Below are 25,275 nucleotides of genomic sequence, written 5' to 3'. Positions count from 1 at the left end.
ATTTCACCGCGAAACGAGCTATTTCCGCTAAGGCCGGCGTCAGCCGTTTGCGCTTGGATTGCAGTATTTATATTATTGCGCAGCTTAAGCACTCGTCTTGGCGAGGCTGTTCTCCACGGCCTTGCGGCGGGAGCGGGTGTGCGAGACTCCAAAAAACGTGGCGGCTGTAGCGGCGGCAAGGATAACTCCGGTAGCTCCGATCCAGCTTATGGAATTGAGGGAGGTTTGCTCTACGATAACGCCGCCAAGGCCTGCGCCGGCTGCCATGCCGAGCTGGAGGATTGAGCTGTTCAAGCTAAGCATAATACCGGATGCCTCCGGGGCAAGCGACATGAGATGATACTGCTGAGTCGGACCGGATGACCATGCCGTGAAAGCCCAAAGCATGAGCAGCGGGAAGACGATAATCGGAGATTGCCCGGCAACTGAAAGTAATACGAGGGCAATCGTATGAAACAGCATGCCGCTGACTAACGTACGCGGAGCACCCCATTTGTCGGTGCTGAAGCCTCCGAATTTGGAGCCAAAGAGACTTGCTATACCGAAAGCGAATAGTCCGATGCTGACACCTTGCTCGCTGAGCTTAGTGACCGTAAGCAGAAACGGAGAAATATACGTATAAACGATCGAGTAACCGCCGATCCATAAGAACGTTACCGTTAATGCGATTGCGATTTTTGGTTGTTTCAATAATGCGAGCTGATTGCGAAGAGGGACGGGCGCCTCGCCATCTGTTTGAGGAATGGCGGTCACGATGATAAGCATCGCCAAGAGTCCCAATAAACCGATAACCCCAAAGATTAGCTTCCAATCGTAGACCGAAGCCGCTAATCTTCCAAGAGGAACCCCAATGATTAACGCTGTGCTAAAGCCCATAACGAGCGTAGCGATTGCGCTGCCTTGTTTATCTGGAGGAGCCAGCTTCGCTGCGACGGTTAATGCGGTAACGACGAATACCCCGGTACTGAGCGCAAGAATGACTCTGGATACGATTAAAAATTCAAATCCGGGCAAGATAACGGCAACCAAGTTGCCGACCGCGAATACGCCTAATGAGTAGAGAAGCAGACGGCGGCGCTCCATGCGTGCGCTGACAGCCATGAGAATAGGAGTGCCAAACGCATAAGCGAGCGAGAAAACGGTAATTAATTGGCCGGCTGCAGACACGGAAACGCCAATGTCCGCCGCAACCTTATCCAATATGCCTGCAATAATAAATTCAGAAGTACCAACTAGAAAGCTGATTATGGCAAGCAGATAAATCTTCCATGCGTTAGACATAAAATAGTGCTCCTCTCTCCACTCTAATAATTTTATATTTCTAAATATATAGAAATAGTAAACAAAAAAAATTACTCCAACAAGTACGGCGCGTATTTTTGCGCCATTTTGCGGTTCACACTGTAGTAGATATACGTACCGTCCTTGCGTAGATCCAGCAATCCGCTTTCTGTTAATTGCTTCAAGTGATGAGACAGCGTGGAACCTGCAACGGATTCAAGCTTTGTACCAATATCAGAGCAGCACAAATTTTTCTCCTCGGTGAGCAGCAGAGCTATTTTGAGCCGTGTAGGTTCGCCTAGCGCTTTATATACTTTGACAGCTTCTCGTACGTCCGCATGATCTTCAGTCATTGTGGCTTCACCTTTTCTACAGTTGTTATTTCTATATGCGTAGAAATAAGATAGCATACCTTTTTTGGAATGTAAACAGGGGGATCGTAAAAAAAGGGCCTGCAGGAGCAAGAGGCTCAGAGATGCTTAGGCTGCTCTTGCTCAAGCGATGCTATAGCTTATGTGCATCAACCCAATTGGTTAAAAACTTCAACTTGCCGTCAAAATAACCGTCATCCTGCCAAGCTCCCCAAACATCGCTTCTTCCGGTATGCAGACCAATCAGCCATAGCTGCCTGACAGCTACAAATAATGGAATCATAGCAAGATCCTGCTCACTCAAGGGACGCTCCTTCATGTAAGCATGGAGGAATATATCCCAGCACTCGTCCTCAAAGCTGCTGCTGTCTTGCTTGCCATGCACACGATCCCATAGAAAGACAGACAGGTCATACGAGCGCCAGCCCATGCCGCAGCAGTCGAAGTCGAAGTGGGTTAGGGATCCGTCATCAGAATGATAGACATTCCATCCATGCAGATCGCCATGGCATATCCCCCAGTCATAAGTACCGCTTGAGGCTGTAATGAGCTGCTCTTTCAGTCTTTCTGCGATTTCAATGACTTGCTTGCTGTCCCCGGGACGATGCTTTAGAAAAGGGAGCAGCTGCTCCAGCGGTTCATCAATAAGATGATGGGTGTCCAGTTCAAAGCGGCTATGCTTAGGTAGATATTGATCCATGGCATGATGAAGATGCGCAACGGCATGACCATAGGATTTGCTTGTTTCCGCGTCGACTTTACCCAAACCCTCGGCGAACGTGAACAACGCTGCATAACGAATGCCTTCCGGTGCGTTCAACTCGGTCAACAGCTCACCGTCCCGCCTAGGAATAGGATGCGAGACGGGCAGATCCCGGCTGGATAAATAAGCGAGCAGCTCAAGCTCGAACCGGATATCGGATTCCGTTCTCCACTTATGCTTATAGATACGCAAGATAAATTTTCCGCGATCTGTCTTGACCTCGTACGTATCATTTAAGCCGTTCGAGATGAATCGACTCCTTTGCGGTGTCCCGATATCATACAGCTCGGCCATAGCTTCAAAAAGCTCATCCTTATGGAACACCGTATGCACCGCAGTAATGTTCAGCATACCTGCATCATCCTTTTGAACGTTTATTTGTATAGCCTTATCCTATCCGAATCGACAATGGAAAGAGAAGGAAATATTGGCTATAGCCGTTTTTTACCTGAAATGCCGCATGACGGACGCTTGGAAAAAAGGGATTTACAATAAATGGGCGAATACCATTATCCACCCTATTCGAACAAAGGAGCAGAAGAACATGACTGAAAAATTCAGTTCACTTACCGTCTTAATGGTATCTGATTTAGCAAGCTCTCAAACCTTTTACCGCGAGGTGTTAGGATTTAACGTTACGGATTGGTGGGCAGAGCGAGGCGGACTGCATGGTGTAGCGCTTAAGCTGTTCCAAGCGGCCGATCCGGCAGATGTAAAGCCTAATAAACCTCCCGTTGGCGGAGGATATGCGGTTGATGTGCAGGTTTATACGAATACTTGGGCACAGCTGGATGCTCTGTATGAAGAGTTTACAAGCAAAGGAGCGGTCATTTCTGTGGAGCCGGTTATTTATGCAGACGGAGGACCGTGGAAGGAGTTTGTGATCGAGGATCCGGACGGCTATCATTTCGCGTTCGGCGGAACGGACGGCAAGTAAGGCGAAGCGTAGAGGAAGTCTATGCGAAAAAAGGGAATGCCCAGGCAGCTCACTGCTTGGGCATTCCCTTTTATGAATATATAAGAATTTAGTTATACGTTAACAGGAGTGGCTTCGACCATCCAGCCAAGCGGGTCTTCCAGCTTGCCCATTTGAATGCCGGTCAGCGTATCATAAAGCTTCTTGGACAGCTCGCCTGTCTGGCCTTGGTTAATGACGAGCACGTCATCCTGCCAGTTCAGCTCGCCAATCGGTGAAATAACGGCTGCGGTCCCCGTGCCAAAAGCCTCCTCGAGCTCGCCATTGCGGCTAGCCTCGTACAGCTCTTCAATTGTAATCGGACGTTCTACGACGTTAACGTTCCAATACTGAAGCAGCTGAATGATAGAATTTCGGGTAACGCCATCCAAAATACTGCCATTTAACGCAGGCGTATGAACGACGCCGTTAATTTTGAAAAAGACGTTCATGCTGCCGACTTCCTCGATATATTTGCGATGTACTCCATCAAGCCAAAGGACCTGGGAATACCCTTTCTCTTTAGCAAGCTCCTGGGCTTTTAGGCCTGCCGCATAATTGCCGGCAGTTTTCGCTTCGCCGACGCCGCCCTTTACGGAACGAACGTATTCCGATTCGACGAAGATTTTAACCGGGTTGACGCCTTCCGAATAATAAGCGCCTACCGGCGACATGATGATGATAAATTGGTAATGGGTAGATGGCGCTACACCAAGCTGCGGCTGAGTGGCGATAATGAAGGGACGGATGTACAGCGACGTGCTGGGTGCTGTTGGGATCCAATCCTTATCGACGGCAATTAGCTGCTTCAAGGCTTCAATAACGGTATCGATATCAAGCTCAGGAACACTAAGGCGTTCGTTAGAGCGGTTCATTCTCTGTATGTTTTTTTGAGGTCTGAACAGCAATATGCGGCCATCATCGGCTTTATACGCTTTCAATCCTTCGAATATCGTTTGCCCGTAGTGGAAAACCTTTGCTGCGGGGTCTAATACGATCGGTTGGTAAGGTTGGATACGAGGCTTATGCCAGCCTTTTTCCGTCGAATAATCCATAATAAACATATGATCCGAAAAATGATTACCGAATCCGAGCTGATCTGCTGCTGGCTGTTGTTTCTTGTTTTTGGTTAACTCGATTTCCAATGATTGAAGCAATTGGCCCATCTCCCTTTAATGATCGATAATTGAATGCTAACACTTCATACGATATATTTAAAATATCTATTTTATTGAATGTCCATACCTTTTGGGTATAGGTGAACGGAGTGAACGATTTGGACATGCGTCAGCTGAAATACTTCTTAACTATAGCACAAGAAGGACAGGTTACGCGCGCTGCCAAGCTGCTAAATATGGAGCAGCCTCCCCTAAGCCGTCAGCTTAAACAGATGGAGGAGGAGCTGGAGGTCAAGCTGTTTGAGCGAAACGGGAAAGGACTTATGCTTACCGATGCGGGAGAGCTGCTCAAGCAAAAAGCGGAAGCCTTGCTCTTACAGTTCGACGAATCCCTCCGTGAAGTAAAGGGAATGGAGGAGGGGATTCACGGCGTCTTATCCATCGGATCGGTGGTTTCCTGCATTTCCTTGCTTCCGAAGCGCATTGAGCTATTTAGGGAAAAGTATCCCCAGGTCACGTTCAAAATATCGGAGGGCGATCATTTTTACTTAGGCGATCAGCTTGAGAAGCGGGCGATTGATCTTGTGGTCGCGAGGCTGCCGTTTGAGGCGCAAAAGCATCCGCAGCAATATTCGGTTTTACCGCTGCCATCTGATCCGTTCGTAGCCGTAATTCCAAGCTCATGGTCAAAATATTCAGGCAAAGGAGCTTTGTGCATGAAAGAGCTTGCCCAGTTTCCGTTTCTCACGCTCAAGACGGACAAAACGACGCGCATGCACGAACAGGTCGTGAATGAATGCAAACATCATGGCTTCGAGCCCAATATTATATGCGAATGCTCGAGCGTTGCGATTATCATGTCGCTTATCGCAGGCGGGATCGGCGCGACCGTTTTTCCGAAATCGGTCATGTCATCTTTCCCAAGCACCGTCGTCAAAATGCTTGATATCGAGGATGCGGACTTTCAATCCGATGTCGGCATCCTTTGGCTAAAGGACCACTATCTGCCTAAGAGGGCGCAGCAGTTTATTGAAAGCTTTCGTACTGTGATGTAAAAGGGGGAAAGGGTGTTGGAGCCTAAAATAAACAAAATGGAAGCAACGCTGCTTGCCTATAAGCAGGAGCATGTTCTCACGGTTTTGAGGCAATTGCCTCAAGCCGCAAAGGAAAAGTTGGCTGCACAAATTGCGCAAATCGATTTCGAGACTTTATTTAAATCCATTGATAAATACACTCGGCTTCCGGTATCCATAAAAGAACCGATTAAACCGATTTCCTTTGAGGACTGGGAGGATTATGAGGAGCGGGAACAGGCAGCGTATACCGAACGAGGCTGGGAGCTTCTGCGTGCCGGGCGAATCGGGGCTATTGTCGTTGCGGGAGGCCAAGGCAGCAGATTAGGCCATGATGGTCCCAAAGGTACGCTCGATATCGGTCTTCCATCTCGAAAGTCGTTATTCCAGCTTCAAGCGGAACGGCTGCTTTATTTATCGGAGAAAGCCGGTAAAGCTATTCCGTGGTATATCATGACGAGCCCTGATAACCACGAGGCAACGGAAGCCTTTTTTCGCTCGGCAGCCTATTTTGGTTATTCGGCAAAGGATTGTTTCTTCTTTCAGCAAAATACGATGCCTGCGCTTGATCTTAATGGTAAACTGCTGCTTTCGGCAGAAGGAATGGTCCAGCTCGCCCCAAGCGGCAACGGGGAGTGTTTCGCAGCCCTGAAGCGTTCTGGCGCAATCGCCGACATGAAGGAAAGAGGGCTAGAATGGCTGTTTTATTACAATGTGGATAATGCGCTTATCAAGGTCGCCGATCCTGCTTTTATCGGCGTGGCCGCTCTACATAATAATCCGATTGCCACGAAGGTCATCGAGAAAACGGATGCGGAAGAGAAAATCGGTATTTTTTGTTTGAAGAACGGTCGTCCGGCAGTATTGGAGTACACCGAAATTCCGGATGACATCAAGGCGAAAAGAACGAAGGACGGACGATTATTTTATAACCTGGGACATATTTCGATTCATTTATTTAAGCTGGATTTCATAGAAGAGCATGCCGACGCCGCGCTGCCGTATCATGTTGCCACGAAAAAAATGAATGTCTGGGATGAGAGAGGAAGGTTAATCAAGCCTGCTGAGCCTAATGCATACAAGCTTGAGCGTTTTATTTTTGACTTTTTCCCATTAGCTAGCCAGCTAACCGTGCTTAAGGCAAGGCGGCAGGAGGAGTTTGCGCCGGTAAAAAACAAAACGGGAGAGGACAGCCCGCAAAGCGCGCGCAAGCTGGTCATGGAGCTTCATAAGCGTCGGCTTCGTGACAGGAACCCCGATCCATATTCAACGGAGTAATCGTTTCGAGGCGGGGAGGAACAGCGGAGGCTGTTCTTTTTTTTAAATATAAGAATTTATAAGTTTCACATTTATAAATAAGCTTATATTTCACCGCGAAACGAGCTTATGCCGCCAAGGTCGGCGACAGCCGTTTACGCTTGATGAAATGGACATGGAAAAGGAAATGTTTACAATGAGAACATATGTTTGGTAAAATGGAAACGAAAGACTGCTCACACAGATTAATGGCGAAACAAACTTATAAGGATGGAGTTGATGAGATGTATGCAGCAGGCTTGATTTTCAATCCACTATTGCATCAGCGGTTAGATGAGCATTGCCTTTCACTTGCGCAATCCGGTGATTTGAACGGCTGCGTACTCGTTTCATCCGAGGGGCGCATCCTGCTTAGCAAGGGATACGGCATGGCTAGCTTCGAGAAGGGAATTCCGAACACGCCTCAAACGAAGTTTCGGATCGGCTCGCTTACCAAACAATTCACGGCTATGGCGATCGTCAAGCTGCATGAGCTGAAGCTGCTTAACGTGGATGATTCAATCTCAAAGTATGTTACCGGCTGCCTTAATGGTGATCAAATCACGATACATCATTTGCTTACGCATACCTCCGGGATTCCGAATGAGTGCAGCATGGATGAACCTGCGTCTTTGGCTGGCCAGCATGCCACACCTCAGAATATGATTTCAGGCTTAGCAAGCTTGCCCCTGCTGTTTGAGCCTGGAACAAAGTTCACTTACAGCGATTCCGGGTATTTGCTGCTCGGTTATCTAATCGAGCATCTATCAGGCCGCTCCTGCGAGGACTACATCCATCATACTCTGCTGAAGCCGCTCGGTATGATTAATTCCGGCTATGGCACTGAAAAGCAAACCGAGATACATCAGACATTAGGCGAAACAAACAGCAACTTTACCCATGCGGAACATAAAGGTATTGCTGTGCCTTCTTGCGCACGCGGCATGTACTCGACCATTGAGGATCTTTACCTATGGGGGCTTGCCTTGCATTCACAGCGACTCATTCATGAGCAAGCTTATGATCGAATGACCACGCCGTTTAGTGAGAATTACGGCTACGGCTTATGTGTATATGAAGACGAGGTTTGTGGTAGTAACAGGATGGTATTCGGACATAGCGAGTACTTGAGAGGATCTGTCTCCGAGATGAAGCATTACAAGCATGAGGATCTTACCGTCATTGTATTATCCAATATAGCAGCGCCACCGCTCGGATCAATCGGCAGCCAATTGGCACAAATCGTTTTGGAGACGAAGTTAAGCCACCGATTGCTAGTTTGATTATTAAACCCATGCAAGCGTCACTAAGATGCAACGGGGTTCAGTTTTCAATGTTTAGAGCTTTGCTTAGGTTTGCTTGTCTTATCGGCAATGACGAATGCAATTAACATAGGAAACAAGGTAATTGCGTTAACAATCATAAATCCCCAGTCTCCAATCACTATTTTACGATACCAACCATAGTCAGAGAAAAAAACAAATACAACGAAAAACCAAATCGCTGAGAAAAGAAACGAAATCACATATGTTTTCATTTTCGTACCTCCGCGTTTATCCTGCCACCTTTGCGATCGCTTTATGCCATGCATAGTTTACCAATTGCGGCGCATACTGAAAGGATCGATAAGGGAGGTTCGATATGGAACGGCGGATCATAATCAGCAATTTTCAAATGATGTGTCTCATCGTCATTTCCACGATTGGAACCTCTAGCTTATATGTGCCTTCTAAATTGGCTCTTTATGCGGAAAGGAACGCATGGTATTTGGTACTGGCGGGGGGCTTGGTAGGACTTTTTAATGTATTCGTATTTTTAAAGCTGAGTCAGCTGTACCCCGACAAAAATATGATAACCATTTCCACGCATGTGCTAGGGCCTTGGCTCGGAGGAGCGATAGCCATGCTGTTTGTTTTCTATTTCCTGGACGCAACAACATGGGTGCTGAGCGAGTTTTCGCAATTTTTCATCATTTCCTTGAATCCTATCATTCCGCAGATATGGTACTTGATTGCCGGGGTTGTAATGTGTGCATATGCCGTCTATCACGGGTTAGAGGTTTTTTCACGCGTATCGGAGCTCGTATTTATCATTACGGTCATTACGTTTTTTGCTATCTATGTTCTTCTCGTTAATCAATACCATCCGGAATATTTGCTTCCTGTGCTTGAGGATGGCTTACTAAAACCGCTTAAAGGCATGTTGCTCTCCGCGTCTTGGTTCGGTGATTTAATGTTTGTGTCCATGATTATACAGCATGTTAGACGGACTAAGAGCACCGCATCTTACGCATACGGAGCAGTGGGCATTACCCTCTTGCTATTGTTGATGTCGGTGCTTTCCTGCACGATGCTGTTTGGCGGGCAAACGACGGCAACGTTTACCTATCCGAGTATAAGCCTCATTCAGAACATCCGGATTTTTAGCAATATCGAACGTTTTGACGCTGCGCTCGTGGTGGTCTGGGTCATGAGCTCATTTATCAAAATAACGGTATATTTCTGGTCCTCGCTTCGCGGATTAACAGATTTGCTGCGGCTGAAGCGGCCACGTATGTTCATTATCCCGCTTGCTGCCGGTTTTGTTATATGCACCCGGTTCAAAGTATGGGGAATTGTTGAATTATCAGCGTTCTATGACAGCCATGCTTGGTATTTCGTCCTGTTCCAGCTGCTGATCCCTTTAATGCTGCTGTGCATGGCGCTGATTAAAGAGAAAATGACAAAAAGCGGGTGAATGCCTTGGATGATCATAAAACCTTGCTCGCAAGAAGCGCATCCGAGAACAAGCGCTTGCTTCTTGAAAGAATGCAATCAACGGATGACTTAGTGATGGTGCATTCATCCATCGATGAGAACCAATCGGTAACGGTATGCTACATAGCGGGAATGACCGATACGCGAAAGCTGGACAAGCTCTTGCGTCTTTACAAGCAGGACAAGCAGCTGCTGCTTGATTTTCAATTAGATGCTAACGTCTATACGATCGAGGAAGCTGCGGATGCGCTTGCCGCAGGCATGTCGGTGCTGCTTTTTGACGATGCGGGTTACGGATTGGTCATTGATACGATGGATGTCCAACTGCGGAATGTAGAAGAGCCGTCGAGCGAGGCTGTAGTAAAAGGTCCGAGAAGCGGATTTACGGAGTCTCTGCAAAATAATCTCGCGTTGGTTCGCTATCATTTTCCATCGTCCAGCTTAAAGGTCGAATTCCGAAAGGTCGGACATCTAACCAAAACTAACTTAATCGTTCTCTCTGTCGGTGGAATAACAAACCCGGAAATTCTGCGGGAGGTTCACCGACGACTCGATGAAATACCGGCAGAAGCCATACTGGAGAGCAATTATATAGAGGAATGGATAACAGATAACCGCGGGACATTGTTTCCGCTAATCGAATCTACGGAGAGGCCTGATCGGGCAATTGGCGCGCTGCTGGACGGAAGAATCGCCATTCTCGTGCAAGGCACGCCTTTCGTGCTGCTCCTGCCCTTCGTGTTTCTGCAGGCCTTCCAAGTCAGCGAGGATTACGCATGGAACTTTTACATCGGGTCTGTCATGCGATTAATCCGGTTATTCTGCGGGATGATCGGCATGCTGCTTCCTGCTTTTTATGTGGCAACGGTTACGTTTCATCATGAATTGGTCCCTACAACGCTGCTGCAGAGTATAGCATCCGCGCGAGAGCCAGTTCCTTTCCCAGCTGTGGTAGAGAGCTTTATGATGATGATCGCCTTTGAAATTATGCGTGAAGCAGGCATACGCATGCCTAAGCAGGTCGGACAAGCTGTCAGCATAGTTGGTGCACTTATACTTGGACAAGCGGCTGTAGAGGCTGGAATCGTATCTCCGATCATGGTAATCGTGGCGGCATTAACCGGCATTTGCACCTTTACGCTGCCGCCTACAGCCATTAATTATGTGATTCGAATTTTACAGTTCGTTATGACGCTGCTGGGATCCCTGCTCGGTTATGTCGGAATAATGGTCGGAATTATTATGCTGCTGACGTATCTTACTTCGCTTCGTTCCTTTGGCATCCCGTATTTAGGGCCCCTCGCACCTTTTCATCTTGATGAGTTGACGGATGTTGTCGTGAGACGCCCACATGTGAAGAACAGTCTAAGGCCCAGCATGTTTCGGTCCATTCAACGTAGACGGTTCCGGAGCAAGTCATGACGCGCGGTAGAGGATGGTTGACTGCTTCGTTAATTGTGCTTTGCTTTGCTGCGTCTGGCTGCAAGGGGAGCATGGAGCTAAATGAGATCCATATTGTCCATTCTATTGCCATTGACAAAGGGAAAAACGGCGGTGTGAGAGTCACTGCAGAAATCGCGAAGCTAACGACTGGTGGGCAGCAGCCAAAAGGCATGCAGGAGAACACGTTTTATTTGACCTCGGAGGGAAGCAGTATGTTTGAAGCTGCACGGCTTATGAGGGCAAAGTCAGACCGAACGCTGCTGTGGGGGCATACTGCGGCTATTATTTTTAGCACGGACTTAGCGAGGGACGGCATTGACAAGCAAATCGAGGATATCCGGCGTTTAAGGCAATTCCGAAATACAACTTTGCTCTATGCCATGGAAGGAAAAGCGTATGAAGCATTAAAGGTATCGATGCCGAACGTATCGATTTCCTCCCAGGCACTAAGAGGGTTATCCGAGGGCGGAGAAAGTACAGCACTCACCCAGCAAACCTCTTTGATAGATGTATATGAAGACATTAATAACCACTATAAGGATATTAGCATTCCGTCCATAGAGATCGTCAAGGATCAGGTAGACCAAAAGCTTCAATTGCTACAGACAAAGGGACTCTTTGCGTTCAAAGGAACTCGCCTCGTTGGATTCATGCGCGGTCAGGAAACGAAGGGATATTTTCGCGCCTCCAACCATATGAGCGGTTCGATTGAAGCGATTGCCTGCGGAAAGCAGCGAATGGTCACCTTCGAGAATATTAGCAACAAGACGAAAATAAAGCCGAATGTCGACCAGCAGCTTCATGCTGCGATTCAGATTGAAATATCCGCGGATTTAAATCTTACAAGCATACAATGTGATGACATTAAGATTAATCCTGATACCATTGCCGATTGGGAGAAAGCATTAAACAGTCATATTGCTAAGGATGTAGAGCGATACATTCAATTTTCACAAAAGTATAAGGTGGATCTGCTTGGCATCGGGGAGATGGTTCACCGCAGGCATCCTGATGTTTGGCGCAAGCTGAAGGGAGATTGGGCAGAAAGCTATGCCAAAGCTTCCTTTTCGGTCAAGGTGAATGCTAGAATCGGTCATACCAACTTTACGGGTTAATGATGGTAATGTAGAGAAACATCATAATGAAACCTAAAGGCCGCGGGTCGCTCTAAGGAGCTGCGGCTTTTTATCTATCCGTTTTCGTGGGAGTGGACTCTAGCATATATAAGTAAAAGTGATAGCATGCTATTAATATCCTTATTGGCTATTTGAATTTAAATTCGATATCATGAATTATTATACATTCAATGCGCGCTGGAGCTTATTTTGAGTTCTTATTATAAATGTAGCAAGGAGAACATGCAGTGAGAATTTCGTTAGAGCTGGTACCTAGAGATTCAGAAGGATTAAAAGCCGAGCTTCAATTAGTCAAATCAGAGTTTCCTGCCATTAATACGATCAATATACCGGATTTGACAAGGTTTGAGCTTAGAAGCTGGGAAGCATCAAGTTTGTCCAAACCCTATTATAAGGACTGTATCCCTCATATCAGGTCTATGGATTTCGACGCGGAGGAGCCTTTTTCGTTAATTGAATTTTTGGACGAGCATCAAATATCCGAAGTGCTTATCGTTACGGGTGATGAGCCCAAAAACGGCAGCAAGCAGGTGTATCCGACGACTTGTATCGAATTGGTCGCCAAGCTGAAGCGTGAGCATCCTCATTTGAAGATTTATTCGGCAATTGATCCTTACCGGAGCAGCATTCGCTCGGAATACGAATATGTGCAGCGGAAGCTGGATGCGGGGGTAGACGGTTTCTTTACACAGCCCTTCTTTGATCTGCGCCTCATGGAGCTTTATTCGGAGATGCTCGCGTGTGCGGATATCTTCTGGGGAGTGTCTCCCGTTGTCTCAGAAACCTCTAAGCGGTATTGGGAGACGCGGAATCAGGTAGTATTTCCAAAGGATTTCAAGCCAACTCTGGAATGGAACATTGAATTCTCTAAGCAAGCTATGGCTTATACGAAGGCAACGAATAGCAGCATCTATTTCATGCCAATTAAGGTGGATTTGCAAGCTTACTTCAATGGTATTTTCAGCAAGGTACTTGTTTAGCATCAGTCCATTAAATCAACGATGAGAATTAGGCAGCCGTAACAGCGGTTGTCTTTTGTTGTTTTTGAATAGAAAAGCATAGGAACCCATTCGCAATAACAGGAATTACTCCTGCTATTTCTGCTAAAATAAGAGATACAGTTTGAGCTGCCGATCGACTGCAGCACGCTTAAGCTGGATACAAGCCAGATGATTGAGCGGGAAATATTGAAATTTTGGGGGACGCTGGAGGTTTTTCTAGCGAAGGGAATAGGTTATTGTATATTCAAGCAGAATGAAGCAGTCGGCGCCTGCCTCTCCGTATTCACAAGCGGCGAGCATTATGAAATCGGCATTCATACATATGATGAAATCCATCGGGGCAAGGGTATCGCTACCGCGATGGCAGCTGCATTTATACACTCAACTGGAGCGCTTGCTTATACTTGGCTCAAGTGTTGAGGCTCGATAAATTGGAATCTAATGTTTAAGGCAGATCGTTAATCCGCTCGGTCTATTATGTAAATAAAGGTGGTATTTTTCGGAATGGCTAAAGTGAAATATTATGTCGTATGGGTAGGCAAAAAAACGGGAGTATTCACAACTTGGGCAGAATGCCAAGCGCAGGTCAGCGGGGTGAAGGATTCAAAGTTTAAATCCTTTGAAACGAAGCAGCAGGCAGAATCGGCATTTAAGGATGGTTGGCAAAGGCACTGGGGGAGCGGTAAGAATGCTGCGCCGGCACAGCCGCGCGGGCAGGCAGGTAGCAGCGTCAAGCAGACGGTTATGCTTGAGGCAGAGGCGGCATCTATAGACTACGACAGCATATCGGTGGACGTAGGCACGAGAGGAAACCCGGGTCCCGTCGAGTACAAGGGAGTGGACACGCAGACGGGCGATATTTTATTTTATGTCGGGCCGATTCAGAACGGGACAAATAATTTAGGCGAATTCATTGCCATCGTGCATGCGCTCAGGTATTTGAAGGAGAAAGGCAGCAAGCAGACGGTTTATACGGATTCCAGAACGGCGCTTAGCTGGCTGCGCAATAAGAAGGTAGCATCTACCTTAAAGCGTGACGCATCCACCGCGAAGATCTGGGAGTTGACGGATGAGGCGGTAAAATGGATTCAGATGAATACCTATGCGAATAAGGTCGTGAAATGGAACACGGAGGAGTGGGGCGAAATCAAGGCGGATTTCGGGCGAAAATAGCCATATTTTCTACATAGACCCTCAATGAAACTGCTGGTAAAAAATTAGTTTCCCCGGATCGATGACGGGGAAACTTTTTTATGTTTTTTGAACGTGCGGCTGAAGTAATAAATATCGTTGAAGCCGGTCGCTGCCGCTACCTCTGATACGGTTAAAGGACTGTGACGCAGCAAATAATCAGCTTTTCCAAGGCGGGTCATCGTAATGTATTCCGTGACGGTATGGCCGCTCAGCTCCTTGAACAATCGGCTGAAATGGTAGCGGCTTAAATTAGCCATGCCCGCTAATCGATCGACGGACAGCTCCTCTTTGTAATGCTGTTCGATATGCTGAAAGACAGGAGCAAAACGCTCGATGTTTTTCATGCGCTCGGCATATTCGTCTTGGGTGAGAACGGTAGCGACATGGCCGCGCAGCAAAAGGGTAAGCAAACGGTACAGCTCCGACTTGATGGCCAGTTCATAGCCAAACTCGCGCTGCTCCAGCTCATTAACAATCGTGAGCATACAGGAGGATACCTTGCTGTCGTCGCCTATATAATTTTGGAGCAGCAGCCGATTCTGCGTTATCGGTGTAATAAACTTGGTCTCTGCGGCGTCCACGGATTGGCTATGGAGCAATGAAATGTCAGCGATGAGCGCATAGTAATACAAATCCGGAGATAGGCTAGTGCCGTAATGAAGCTCATTGCTGTTCACGACGATTAAATCTCCTGCGGATGCCGTAATCGTGGTAGAACCGCACTCTATAGAGGCTTTCCCGGTAACGATATACAGAAACTCAAGATGCTCATGGAAGTGATGCGGGAAAATGACCACGCCCTGCTCATCAAAGGCGTTGTGATGCACCTTGATCGGGAAATGCGGATCGGGCATGTCCATGGGCTCGCGGAGCTCCTCGAATTTCTCCATTTGGTTGACCTCCTCCTTGTTAATAGCACAATTGTACAAACAAACCGCACAGCTTTGCATGGCGTTGCACGATGAAACCATTATAATACGAAAGTATAGACACGCAAAACCTACGATACTAAAGGAGAGATTAGCAATGAAACCGATACAAATCGCGGTTATTGGAACAGGCTCTATCTCATCATTTCATCTAGATTCTTATAAGAAAAATTCGAATGCCAGCCTGTACGCGGTATGCGATTTGAATGAGGAGCGGGCTCAAGCCGCTGCTGAAAAATACGGCGCAGAGAAGGTATATACGGATTACCGCGAGCTGCTTGCAGATCCCGTAATCGATGCGGTCAGCATCTGTACATGGAACAATACGCATGCTGAGATCAGCATTGCCGCTCTAGAGGCGGGCAAGCATGTGCTGGTGGAGAAGCCGCTGTGCCGAACTGTCGAGGATGCGCTAAAAGTGCAAGAAGCGGTAGAGAAATCGGGCAAGCTGCTGCAGGTCGGCTTCGTCCGCCGTTATGACACGAATGCGCAGTTGCTGCGTGCGATGGCTGATCGCGGGGAATTCGGCGAGATTTATTTTGCCAAAGCTTCGACGCTTAGACGGCTGGGCAATCCCGGCGGTTGGTTTTCCGATATTGAACGCTCGGGCGGCGGGCCGCTCATCGATATCGGCGTTCATGTCATCGATCTTTGCTGGTACATGATGGGTCGTCCAAAGCCGGTATCTGTTAGCGCCAACACGTACCACAAGCTAGGCAACCGTTCGAATGTGAAAAATTTGAGCTTCTATCAAGCGGCGGATTACGATGCGGCGAAAAATACGGTTGAAGATATGGCTAACGCATTAATCCGTTTCGAGAACGGCGCTTCGCTGCTTGTAGATGTCAGCTTCACGCTTCATGCGAAATCGAATGAAACGGCTGTGAAGCTTTACGGAGAAAAAGGCGGCTTTGAAATCGATCCGGAAACCGTCATTGTTACGGAGCAGAATGATACGATTTTAAACATATATCCGCAGACGGACAACAAAGGTTTTGATTTTATCGGAGCCTTCCAAAATGAAATCAATCATTTCATTGACTGTGTTTCGAATGGCAAGCAGCCGATCAGTCCAGTTGAGGACGGCGTTGAAATCATGAAGATATTGGTCGGCATTTACGAGTCGGCAGCGAAAGGGGCGGAAGTGCGTCTATGAAATTAGGAATTAGTACATATAGTTTATACGGCGCTCTTGCGCGCGGAGAAATGACGATTCAGGATGTTATCGTGTTTATCGCTTCGATTGGTGCGGAACATGCTGAAATTGTGCCTTTAGGCTTTAACCTAACGGAAAACCCGGAGCTGATCGAAGAAATTAAGAAGCAGGCGCAGGAAAGCGGCATCGAGCTGTCTAACTATGCAGTAGGCGCAAACTTTTCCGGCCTGGATGATGAGCAATTTGAGCAAGAAATTGAACGTTTGAAGCGTGAAGTCGATATCGCGGCGGCGCTTGGAGTGAAGAAGATGCGCCATGACGTAGGATCGTCGAAAAACTTATCGATATCCAACTTCCTCACGGAGCTTCCTAGGCTGGCAAAAGCATGCCAAATCATTGCGGACTACGCAGCTCCGCACGGCATTACGACAAGCGTAGAAAATCACGGATATTATATTCAGGACAGCGACCGCGTACAGGCTCTGCTTGAAGTCGTCGACCGTCCGAATTTTAAAACGACGCTTGATATAGGGAACTTCCTATGCGTTGACGAAAATCCCTATGCTGCGGTTTTAAATAATATCGGCCTGGCTTCCATGGTCCATATCAAAGACTTCTATTACCGTCCGGCTACGGATAATCCCGGCGAAGGCTGGTTTAAGTCGAAGAGCGGCAACTGGCTGCGCGGCGCAATCGTCGGACACGGCGATATTGCGATCCCTCAAGTGCTCGGCCTCGTGAAGGACAGCGGCTACGATGATTTTATTTCCATTGAGTTTGAAGGCTTAGAGGATTGCCGTCTTGGAACGAGACTTGGCTTTGATTTCGTAAAGCGAGTATGGAACGAACTATAATCAGAGGAGCGATGCGGATATGACTATGCCTATCATTACGAATAAAATTGGCGTCATTGTGGATAGCTTTCAGCTTGGCGTGAAGGAAGGCTTGCTAAAAGCAAAGCAGGTCGGCGCGGATGGCGTACAAATGTATGCGGTTCATGGCGAGCTTGATCCTGCGAATCTTTCGGCAGCGGCAAGAAAAGAATGGAAATCATATATCAACGGACTCGGCCTCGATATTTCTGCCTTAGTAGGTGATTTGGGTGGACACGGCTTTCAGGATCCTGCTCAAAACCGTGAAAAAATCGACAAATCCAAGCGGATCATGGAGCTCGGTATGGAGCTTGGAACAAACATTATTACGACGCATATCGGAATTGTGCCAAGCGACAAAAATGGCCGTGTGTACGAGACGATGCATACAGCATGCGAGGAGCTGGCCCGGTTCGCGAATGACATGAATGGTTATTTTGCCATTGAGACAGGTCCGGAGACCTCGGCGCATTTAAAATCATTCCTTGACGGACTTGGCACCAAAGGGGTCGCCGTTAACTTCGACCCGGCTAATATGGTCATGGTGACAGGCGATGATCCCGTACAAGGCGTTTATACATTGAAGGATTATATCGTTCATACGCATGCGAAGGATGGCGTGAAGCTTGGACCTGTCGATCCGCGCGACGTTTACGGAGACTATGGGTATGAGGTTACGCTGGACCATGAGCAAATTGCCGTAATGGCCGAATCAGGCTCCGCATTCCGCGAAGTCCCGCTTGGCGAGGGCGGCGTAGACTGGCCAGCCTACCTAAGGGCGCTGCAAGAAATCGGATACACCGGTTATTTGACGATTGAACGCGAGGTCGGCACGAATCCGGAGGGCGATATTAGCAAGGCCGTTCAGTTTTTGAAGGGTTTTAGGGCGTAAGGGGTAGCTTTATTGGATAAGAAGCTTGACGATAGCTAAAATCGTAAATCAAAAAGACCTCCACATCTTCTAATGGAAGAATGCGGAGGTTTTTTGTATGCTTATAGATATTGAAGGGAACGCTTATGCACTTTGTAATCAAAAGAAGATTAGGTGATCAAGCTGATATGATACTGGAAGTTGTAGTCTTGAACTGAGCGTTAAATAATAGCAAACAGATTAACGCTGATTAGCTAGGCAAATACAGAATATCTAATTGCGAAGGAATGAATAAATGCGAAGAAACCGAATGATAGCTTGGTTTGGAACAGCAAGTTGGGGAGTTTTATCGCTTACTGTCCTTACTTTTGCTTTTCAATCTAACCGTATTGTCACGGATCAAATAACGCCAGGCATGAAGCTGCTAATCGTATGTTTAATTATCGGCTTGTTTGTATGCTTTGTATTATCCTGTTTTGGAGCCGGAATGGCTATAAAGCAATATAAGCGGAAGTTAATCGTTAAAACTAAATTTCTTTACATATTTCTATTAAATTTTATGTATATAGTTGTTTTTCTCGGAGTTCTGGTCTTTTATCTAATTGCTGCATATCAAGCGATGATGGGGATTTAAAGTGCAAACGATAAGAAAGAAGGTGTCCCAACAAGGCCGTGTGCCTAATGAGTCACCTTCTTTGATATGTTGCCGCCTTCACTTGTATTATTCATGCTCCCACCCGACTTGCTGCGGAACATGAAACACATTTGATTTTGCAGCTACGCCAATAGATTACACTGCAGAAAGTGCAACAGGAATCTTACATGGAACCTTACTAGAGCAGCTACGTTGCAGAAAGTACATCAGAAGTAGCCAATAACCCAGCAAACTACGCGGAACCGAGGATTCTGTTGTACTAACTACACTGTAGGCTGGATAGTGACGCTGAGGCAGGATTTCTGTTGTACAAACTACACTGTAGCGTAGAATACGGATGCTGATGCGTAATCTTCGCGGCATGCTCACACCGCTGCATAATATTCGCGGCATAGATGTGCTGCGTTCTCGGCATACATTTGTCGAGATCGCACTGAGCGGGCTGACCTGCTGTGAGGTGAGCCCGCTCAGGCAGATCGATCCTGCGTCGTCCTCATGGCTCGCTGCATGGCTGCGAGCTTTACGAGGTTACAGCAACCGCCGATCCAGGTGTCGGCGCGGCCGAGAAAGAATTGACAGGGCGCTCGAGCCCAAAATGCTCGCGAAGCGTATGGCCTTCGTATTCCTTCCGGAACAAACCGCGGCGCTGCAGCTCGGGTATAACCTGCTCCGCAAACTCCTCAAGGCCCGCTGGAAGGTAAGGTGGCATAACGTTAAAGCCGTCGCTGCCGCCGTTTACGAACCATTCTTCGAGCTGGTCAGCGACTTGGACAGCCGTGCCCGCGAAGGTGCGATGCCCGCGCCCGCCGGCAAGGCGGTGAAGCAGCTGGCGAATCGTCAAATCCTCGCGCGTCGCCAAATCAACGACTAACTGAAAACGGCTTTTGTTTCCGTTTATTTCTTCGAGGCGCGGCAGCTCAGGGAGCTTGCCGTCGAGCGGATAGGTGTATAAATCGACGTTCAGCATATTCGACAGCTGGGTTAAGCCATAATCAATGACCGTCAGCTCGTTTAGTTCCTGTTCTTTTTCCTTAGCCTCCGACTCGGTGCTGCCGATGATCGGGCATATGCCGGGCAGGATCAGCAGCTGCTCCGGCGAGCGTCCGTATTTGGCCAAGCGTGCTTTGACATCGGAATAGAAAAGCTGCGCCTCCTCCAGCGTTTGCTGCGCAGTGAAGATCGCTTCCGCATATTGCGCGGCAAACTCCTTGCCGTCCTCGGAGGAGCCGGCCTGCACGAGTACGGGATAGCCCTGCGGCGATCTCGGAATATTGAGCGGTCCGCGAACCTTGAAGGATTCGCCTACATGGTTGATGCTGCGAACCTTATGATGGTCGGCAAAGGTTCCCGATTCACGGTCAATAATGAGCGCATCATCCTCCCAGCTGTCCCATAAGCCGGTCGTTACTTGCAGAAACTCATTCGCTCGTTCGTAACGCTTGCCGTGCTCCAAATGGGAATCCTTGTTGAAATTGTTCGCTTCGACCGAGCTGCCGGAGGTCACGATATTCCAGCCCGCCCTGCCTTTGCTGATATGATCGAGCGATGCGAATTTGCGCGCGACATGAAACGGTTCGTTATAGGTGGTCGACACGGTACCGATAAGTCCGATACGCTTGGTCACCGAGGCTAGCGCGGACAATAGCGTAAATGGCTCAAGCCCGACAAAAGCGCCATGCTTGATATTATTGTTAATAGCGAGACCATCGGCCAGAAACAGCGAATCGAATTTCGCGTCCTCGGCCGTTTTGGCCAGCCGTGCGAAGTACTCAATATCTGTAATGTTTTGCGGCTCCGTTCCTTGATGCCTCCATGCTGCCTCGTGATGCCCCGCGTTCATAATAAATAAATTCAAATGCAGCTGCCTCTTAGATTGACTCATATTGATCGCACCCTTCTATTCGCTATAGGTTTGTTTCCATCTTGTTAAACGTTTCTCCAATGCAACCAACAAATAATTCACGACCACTCCGATGAAGGAAATCGTTATTATGCCTGCATACATGCTCGGGATTTGAAAATTAAATTGCGCGTATTGAATGAAATAGCCGAGTCCGGACTGTGCGCCGACCATCTCGGCCGCTACGAGTACGAGGATGGAGCTGGCACCTGCTTGGCGTATACCAACAAAGATCGTTGGCAGCGCAGCGGGGATGATGACCTTATAAAATAAACGAATCGAAGTCAGGCCCATCGAACGAGCAGATTYGATCAATAGCGGGTCAACGTTTTTGACGCCGCTGACGGTGTTGAGCAGAAGCGGAAAGGAGCACGCATACAGGACGATGGCAATTTTTGAGGTTTCACCAAGGCCCAGCAGCAGGATGAAGACGGGAAGGAGCGCCAAGACGGCTGTATTCCGCATAAGCTCGAGCAAAGGGTTCAAATATTCAGCAACCGGCTTCCACCAGCCAATCGCCAGGCCAAGCGGAATGCTAATGGCGATCGCAAGCAGGAAGCCGCCGCCGGATCTCAGCAAGCTGGCTGTCAAATGCTCCGCGAGATCACCGGAAATGAACAGCTGCCACCACGCTTGAAGCACTTCTGTAAGCGGGGGAAAGAACGTGACATTAACAAGGCCGATTCGAGGGGCAATTTCCCAAAAGACAAGCAGCGATACGATCACAATTGAGAATTTGAACACTTTCCGCAGTTTAGCCAAGGACCACGCTACGGCTTCCATATTTTTGTTCTCACGCAAAATAACTGTTTCTCCTAAGCTGCCGTTAGCCATCGCCGGCCACCTCTTTCAAAGTAGATTTACCGTTAGAGAAGCTGTTTAAGGTTTTTGTCTTTTCCTGCTCCTGAGCCCTGCTTACCTCATCCTTAAGCAGATCCCAAATTTCATGGCGAAGCTTTACGAATTCAGGCTTTGCTCGTAAATCCTCTTCGCTAGTGCGAGCCTCGAAGGGGACCGTTATTATTTTTTTGATTCGGCCGGGGCGCGAGGTCATCACTGCCACCCGCTGTCCCAAATAAACGGCTTCTTCTATACCATGCGTTATGAAAATAATAGTCTTTTTCGTGGCTTCCCAGATGCGGAGCAGCTCACTCTGGAGCGTTTCCCGCGTTTGGGCATCAAGCGCAGCGAATGGTTCATCCATGAGCAGCACCTCAGGATCGTAGGCCAGGCTTCGAGCAATGGCGACCCGCTGCTTCATACCGCCTGAAAGCTCATTCGGATACCGGTTTTCAAAGCCGGCAAGGCCGACCAATGAGATATGCTGCTGAGCGATTTCGCGGCGTTCCTTGCGGGCAACGCCTTTGGCTTCCAAGCCGAATTCGACATTCTCGAGCGTCGTTTTCCAAGGGAATAAAGCATACTGCTGGAACACGATCCCCCTGTCTAAGTTGGGTCCGGTAATGGCTTTGTTATCGAGCAGGATCTGTCCGCTGTTTGGCTTCGTTAAGCCGGCGAGCAGATCTAGCAGGGTGGATTTGCCGCAGCCGCTTGGCCCGACGATAACCATGAATTCTCCCTGCTTCACATCGAGATTAATGTCCTGCAGAGCGGAGATCGGCTGCGTATTTTCGGCAAGATGACCTAGGTTCCTTTTGATGCGAAAAGATTTCTGAACATGCTGAATGCTAATTTTGGCTGTCATGCGCAATCTCTCCCTTTGAATGGATTATTTGTTTTCATTCAGGTAAGGACTGAATTCATTCGTATACAAATCCGCTGCTTTGACTTGCCCCTTCTTAAGCGAGCCTTCCGCCTCGAACCAATTAATCCATGTATCGAATTCCTTATCGGATATTAGGCCGCCTTTGCCGGCAACGCCTGTGCTGCGCCAATATTTGACGGAAGAAGCGTCTTCTTTCCTGCCGCGCTTATTAATGATGGACTCATATCGTGCCACGACCTCTTCGGTCGGTGTAACGCGCGCCCATTCAATGGCTTTGGCTGTCGCTTCAACAAATAATCGCGTTGCATTCGGATTTTTCTTAATGAATTTATTGGAAAGCACATAGCTGCCTGCGCTGAAGACGCCAAATAGATCGGTGTCCTTGAATAAGGGATGAATGCCTCCGCGCTCCAATGCTTTATCACGCAGTATTCCTCCGAGCGAAGCAATGTCTATCTGCTTATCGCGCAGCGCCTGCTCGGTTGAGACCGGCGGTACGACGACGAGGGTCACTTGTTTGATTTCGTCCAGCGTGAGTCCAGCGCGATACAGGTATTCTTTAATGACTGCCTCATGATGTCCGCCCAGCGTGTTCATGCCTACTTTTTTGCCGATTAAATCTCTAGCCGTCTTGATAGGGCTGTCGTCCAGCGCGTAATAGCCGGTCCAGGTGCTCTCGTCTGAGCCGTAATAAGCGAGTACAGAGGTAATCTCGGCCTTAGCGGCGATCAGCTTAACGATAGCCCCGTTAAAAGCGCCGCCGAAGTCGGTATCTCCCGTTACGACCGATTGAATATCCTGGGGACCGCTAATGGTATTTCCGATATATTTCAGCTTTAGGGGCGCTAAATAACCTAGATCCTCAGCCAGCTCAGGAAAGGAAACGGAGCCGGTCCATCCTTGATAGCGCAGCTCGGATACCTCTGGCTGTCCTTCTCCGGCAGCGCTTGCCGGGGCAGCTTCTTCTTTGCCGCATGCGGTAAGCAATACAGCGGAAGCTAAGAGCAGGATGAACACGAGATGAATGGTTTTTTTAAATGATACTTTCATTGGATAAACCTCCCTTTAATAAAAACCTCAAATTCCTATAGACTTACTGTGTTTTAATTCCTATAATTGACTATATGATCCATCCAAGCAAGTTGTCAATAAAATGACGACGAATGACCATGAATGGCAATGAATGACGATCAAGGCTTTGGAATGGCAAAGAAGGAGAGATTTCAATGATCGAGAAACGATTAAATCTACTCTCTATACATGAGGCAATTGACATGCTCGGCGTAAGCCGATCTACATTCGATAGATGGCGCAAGCAGAAATGTCTGCCTTTCACTAAATTAGGAAAAGAAATATTAATCGATAAAGCGGAATTAGAACGATGGATCAAGCAGCATTCCTCTGGAATTCCGCAGCCGGCGGTATCCGTATCCGAGGCAGCCGCCCATTTGAATTTTCATCCGTCCCGGACGATAACCGTAGGGTACCAGAGCGGCTATGCGCATGTATGGACCGCTGCTATTATGAAGGAGCTCGGATGGTTTGAAGAGGAGCTGGGCCTTATTTTGCCTGATCGAGTCGGAGACGTGAGATGGGTTGATGCCGCTAATGGACCAGAGCTCGTTAAGGGAATGATCGGAGGACATGTCCAAATCGCTTCGCTTGGAGATTATCCGATTGCGCTCAGTAGCTCGCTTGCACATCTGCTGCCCGCATTCCAATCCATATTGCTCGCCTTTGACGGAAAGTCATCCCGCGGGCATGGCATTTCGTTAGTCGTGCGCAAAGGCATCCACATTCGGGAGGTATCCGATATATCCAAGCTCAAGATGCGCACCGTTGCCCAGTCCAGCTCAGGCTATCGCTTATCGAAGCTCCTGAACGCAGTCGGAGGCAGTCCTAATCAAATCATGCATCAGGATATGGGTTCGACGATGGCGGGCATCGTCCATAGTCAAGTGGAGTGCAGCGTTTTGGTGGAGCCTTACCTCAGCTTGGTGCAGTATCACGGTACGGGGCAGGTATTGTTTCAAGAAGAGCTTGAAGATGACTATTTGACCGGTATTGTAGCGGATGAGAGCTGGGTAGGCGAGAACCGGGAGGTTGTAATTGCCTACCTAAAAGCACATCTTCGCGTTCATGAGCTTCTGCGCAAGGAGCCTTCCCGTGCGGCTAGAATTATCGCGCAAATGAAAGGCATTCCAGCTGACCTGATCACTCGCGTCGTGAAGAAGGTGAGATGGGACTCCGCCTTGTACGAGAAGGATATCAGCACGCTAAAGTTGTTAAAGCAAGAGAATGCCCGGCTGGAAGGCGGACTGTTTGTTCACAACGATGAAATAAAATACAATTCGGATTATTTGGAAGAAGCCATTCAGGCTTTGAAGCTGCCACTGCCGAGTGCCAGCTTGCTTGCCGGCGAATGGGAGCTTGAGCAGATCTATTAGAAACATATTGCAAGGGAAGTTGTCTTGGGAGGCGTTGTGCCTAGTCAAGACAGCTTTTTTTGTTTGCCGAGGCTTAACCTTCAGAACCAATACCTGCACCAGCAGAGCTTGGAAGCGTACTGTTCAATATACGTATTCTGGTTCGTACCAATCCTGATCATCCTTAGAAAATTCCACAAGCCTCAAATGACTAACATTGCAGAAAGTACATTAGAATCCTTCAGGACAACCAGCTTGAGATTCTACGTTGCAGAAATGCAGCAGAAATAGCCGTATTAACGGTAAAAGGATTCCGATATGGGGTTTCTATTGCAGAAACTACAATGCAGTTC

25 protein-coding genes are annotated in these 25,275 nt (G+C 48.0%); 15 read left to right on the top strand and 10 right to left on the bottom strand.

Translation table 11 applies throughout. The features are described 5' to 3' along the window. Window positions 1-84 precede the first annotated feature (84 nt). The 3 genes from AC1DLI_RS13020 to AC1DLI_RS13010 all read right to left on the bottom strand — a co-directional run bounded on the left by AC1DLI_RS13020 (window position 85) and on the right by AC1DLI_RS13010 (window position 2,766). Window positions 85-1,281, bottom strand: coding sequence for an MFS transporter (locus AC1DLI_RS13020; protein WP_477603162.1), 1,197 nt, complete (start codon window positions 1,279-1,281; stop codon window positions 85-87). A 71-nt stretch (window positions 1,282-1,352) separates the two neighbouring features. Further along, on the bottom strand, window positions 1,353-1,634 hold the full coding sequence (locus tag AC1DLI_RS13015) for an ArsR/SmtB family transcription factor (RefSeq protein ID WP_477603160.1): 282 nt from the start codon (window positions 1,632-1,634) through the stop codon (window positions 1,353-1,355). Window positions 1,635-1,785: 151 nt separating this feature from the next. Then, entirely contained in the window at window positions 1,786-2,766 is a 981-nt protein-coding gene (locus AC1DLI_RS13010) for a homoserine kinase (RefSeq protein WP_477603158.1), read from the bottom strand. A gap of 76 nt (window positions 2,767-2,842) precedes the next feature. Here AC1DLI_RS13010 and AC1DLI_RS13005 point away from each other — a divergent pair, with 76 nt between their 5' ends. Beyond that, window positions 2,843-3,352, top strand: coding sequence for a VOC family protein (locus AC1DLI_RS13005; protein ID WP_477603156.1), 510 nt, complete (start codon window positions 2,843-2,845; stop codon window positions 3,350-3,352). A gap of 92 nt (window positions 3,353-3,444) precedes the next feature. Here the strand turns inward: AC1DLI_RS13005 and AC1DLI_RS13000 are convergent, their stop codons facing one another. Then, window positions 3,445-4,527 (bottom strand): branched-chain amino acid aminotransferase, encoded by a 1,083-nt coding sequence (locus tag AC1DLI_RS13000; RefSeq protein ID WP_477603154.1) that lies wholly within the window; start codon window positions 4,525-4,527, stop codon window positions 3,445-3,447. 119 nt (window positions 4,528-4,646) lie between these two features. Here AC1DLI_RS13000 and AC1DLI_RS12995 point away from each other — a divergent pair, with 119 nt between their 5' ends. The 3 genes from AC1DLI_RS12995 to AC1DLI_RS12985 all read left to right on the top strand — a co-directional run bounded on the left by AC1DLI_RS12995 (window position 4,647) and on the right by AC1DLI_RS12985 (window position 8,140). After that, window positions 4,647-5,543, top strand: a complete 897-nt coding sequence (locus tag AC1DLI_RS12995; protein WP_477603423.1) for a LysR family transcriptional regulator — start codon at window positions 4,647-4,649, stop codon at window positions 5,541-5,543. 15 nt (window positions 5,544-5,558) lie between these two features. Continuing rightward, window positions 5,559-6,839, top strand: coding sequence for a UDPGP type 1 family protein (locus AC1DLI_RS12990; RefSeq protein WP_477603152.1), 1,281 nt, complete (start codon window positions 5,559-5,561; stop codon window positions 6,837-6,839). Window positions 6,840-7,102: 263 nt separating this feature from the next. Beyond that, on the top strand, window positions 7,103-8,140 hold the full coding sequence (locus tag AC1DLI_RS12985) for a serine hydrolase domain-containing protein (protein ID WP_477603150.1): 1,038 nt from the start codon (window positions 7,103-7,105) through the stop codon (window positions 8,138-8,140). Between the two features lie 47 nt (window positions 8,141-8,187). On the opposite strand, the gene AC1DLI_RS12980 is transcribed toward AC1DLI_RS12985, so the two are convergent. Next, window positions 8,188-8,394, bottom strand: coding sequence for a hypothetical protein (locus tag AC1DLI_RS12980; protein ID WP_477603148.1), 207 nt, complete (start codon window positions 8,392-8,394; stop codon window positions 8,188-8,190). Window positions 8,395-8,498: 104 nt separating this feature from the next. Here AC1DLI_RS12980 and AC1DLI_RS12975 point away from each other — a divergent pair, with 104 nt between their 5' ends. The 6 genes from AC1DLI_RS12975 (at window position 8,499) to rnhA (ending at window position 14,366) form a co-directional block, all read left to right on the top strand. After that, window positions 8,499-9,593, top strand: coding sequence for a GerAB/ArcD/ProY family transporter (locus AC1DLI_RS12975; protein WP_477603146.1), 1,095 nt, complete (start codon window positions 8,499-8,501; stop codon window positions 9,591-9,593). A 5-nt stretch (window positions 9,594-9,598) separates the two neighbouring features. After that, the gene (locus tag AC1DLI_RS12970) at window positions 9,599-11,035 is read left to right on the top strand and encodes a spore germination protein (protein ID WP_477603144.1); all 1,437 of its coding nucleotides are present in this window, start codon (window positions 9,599-9,601) and stop codon (window positions 11,033-11,035) included. Further along, a complete protein-coding gene (locus AC1DLI_RS12965; protein ID WP_477603142.1) occupies window positions 11,032-12,171 on the top strand; it encodes a Ger(x)C family spore germination protein in 1,140 nt (379 codons plus the stop codon). Before AC1DLI_RS12970 ends, AC1DLI_RS12965 begins: the two co-directional genes overlap by 4 nt. Before the next feature lie 248 nt (window positions 12,172-12,419). Further along, complete coding sequence (locus AC1DLI_RS12960) at window positions 12,420-13,172, top strand: methylenetetrahydrofolate reductase (RefSeq protein ID WP_477603140.1); 753 nt, start codon at window positions 12,420-12,422, stop codon at window positions 13,170-13,172. A gap of 135 nt (window positions 13,173-13,307) precedes the next feature. Then, window positions 13,308-13,613 (top strand): GNAT family N-acetyltransferase, encoded by a 306-nt coding sequence (locus AC1DLI_RS12955; RefSeq protein WP_477603421.1) that lies wholly within the window; start codon window positions 13,308-13,310, stop codon window positions 13,611-13,613. A gap of 84 nt (window positions 13,614-13,697) precedes the next feature. Beyond that, window positions 13,698-14,366: a ribonuclease H gene (rnhA, locus tag AC1DLI_RS12950; protein ID WP_477603138.1), complete on the top strand. Its 669-nt coding sequence runs from the start codon at window positions 13,698-13,700 to the stop codon at window positions 14,364-14,366. Between the two features lie 44 nt (window positions 14,367-14,410). On the opposite strand, the gene AC1DLI_RS12945 is transcribed toward rnhA, so the two are convergent. Then, window positions 14,411-15,277 carry a cupin domain-containing protein gene (locus AC1DLI_RS12945; protein ID WP_477603136.1) on the bottom strand — a complete coding sequence of 289 codons (867 nt, stop codon included), beginning with the start codon at window positions 15,275-15,277 and terminating at the stop codon, window positions 14,411-14,413. 136 nt (window positions 15,278-15,413) lie between these two features. Here AC1DLI_RS12945 and AC1DLI_RS12940 point away from each other — a divergent pair, with 136 nt between their 5' ends. The 4 genes from AC1DLI_RS12940 to AC1DLI_RS12925 all read left to right on the top strand — a co-directional run bounded on the left by AC1DLI_RS12940 (window position 15,414) and on the right by AC1DLI_RS12925 (window position 18,849). Then, complete coding sequence (locus AC1DLI_RS12940) at window positions 15,414-16,472, top strand: Gfo/Idh/MocA family protein (protein WP_477603134.1); 1,059 nt, start codon at window positions 15,414-15,416, stop codon at window positions 16,470-16,472. After that, on the top strand, window positions 16,469-17,326 hold the full coding sequence (locus AC1DLI_RS12935; RefSeq protein ID WP_477603132.1) for a sugar phosphate isomerase/epimerase family protein: 858 nt from the start codon (window positions 16,469-16,471) through the stop codon (window positions 17,324-17,326). The genes AC1DLI_RS12940 and AC1DLI_RS12935 overlap by 4 nt, the downstream gene beginning before the upstream one ends. Window positions 17,327-17,345: 19 nt before the next feature. Next, window positions 17,346-18,236: a sugar phosphate isomerase/epimerase family protein gene (locus tag AC1DLI_RS12930; RefSeq protein WP_477603130.1), complete on the top strand. Its 891-nt coding sequence runs from the start codon at window positions 17,346-17,348 to the stop codon at window positions 18,234-18,236. A 274-nt stretch (window positions 18,237-18,510) separates the two neighbouring features. After that, on the top strand, window positions 18,511-18,849 hold the full coding sequence (locus tag AC1DLI_RS12925; RefSeq protein ID WP_477603128.1) for a hypothetical protein: 339 nt from the start codon (window positions 18,511-18,513) through the stop codon (window positions 18,847-18,849). Window positions 18,850-19,390: 541 nt separating this feature from the next. Here AC1DLI_RS12925 and AC1DLI_RS12920 read toward each other — a convergent pair. The 4 genes from AC1DLI_RS12920 to AC1DLI_RS12905 are packed head-to-tail and all read right to left on the bottom strand — an operon-like array spanning window position 19,391 to window position 23,546. Continuing rightward, window positions 19,391-20,752, bottom strand: a complete 1,362-nt coding sequence (locus tag AC1DLI_RS12920) for an LLM class flavin-dependent oxidoreductase (protein WP_477603126.1) — start codon at window positions 20,750-20,752, stop codon at window positions 19,391-19,393. A 15-nt stretch (window positions 20,753-20,767) separates the two neighbouring features. Beyond that, complete coding sequence (locus AC1DLI_RS12915) at window positions 20,768-21,604, bottom strand: ABC transporter permease (RefSeq protein ID WP_477603124.1); 837 nt, start codon at window positions 21,602-21,604, stop codon at window positions 20,768-20,770. After that, window positions 21,597-22,475, bottom strand: coding sequence for an ABC transporter ATP-binding protein (locus tag AC1DLI_RS12910; RefSeq protein WP_477603122.1), 879 nt, complete (start codon window positions 22,473-22,475; stop codon window positions 21,597-21,599). The genes AC1DLI_RS12915 and AC1DLI_RS12910 overlap by 8 nt, the downstream gene beginning before the upstream one ends. Window positions 22,476-22,499: 24 nt before the next feature. Next, entirely contained in the window at window positions 22,500-23,546 is a 1,047-nt protein-coding gene (locus AC1DLI_RS12905; protein WP_477603120.1) for an ABC transporter substrate-binding protein, read from the bottom strand. A gap of 176 nt (window positions 23,547-23,722) precedes the next feature. Here AC1DLI_RS12905 and AC1DLI_RS12900 point away from each other — a divergent pair, with 176 nt between their 5' ends. Next, on the top strand, window positions 23,723-24,943 hold the full coding sequence (locus tag AC1DLI_RS12900) for a helix-turn-helix domain-containing protein (RefSeq protein WP_477603118.1): 1,221 nt from the start codon (window positions 23,723-23,725) through the stop codon (window positions 24,941-24,943). Window positions 24,944-25,275 lie beyond the last annotated feature (332 nt).

Source organism: Paenibacillus sp. 01T443, from assembly GCF_056398325.1.
Note: the sequence above shows the minus strand (reverse complement) of the source record. Positions and strands in the feature narration are given on the sequence as shown.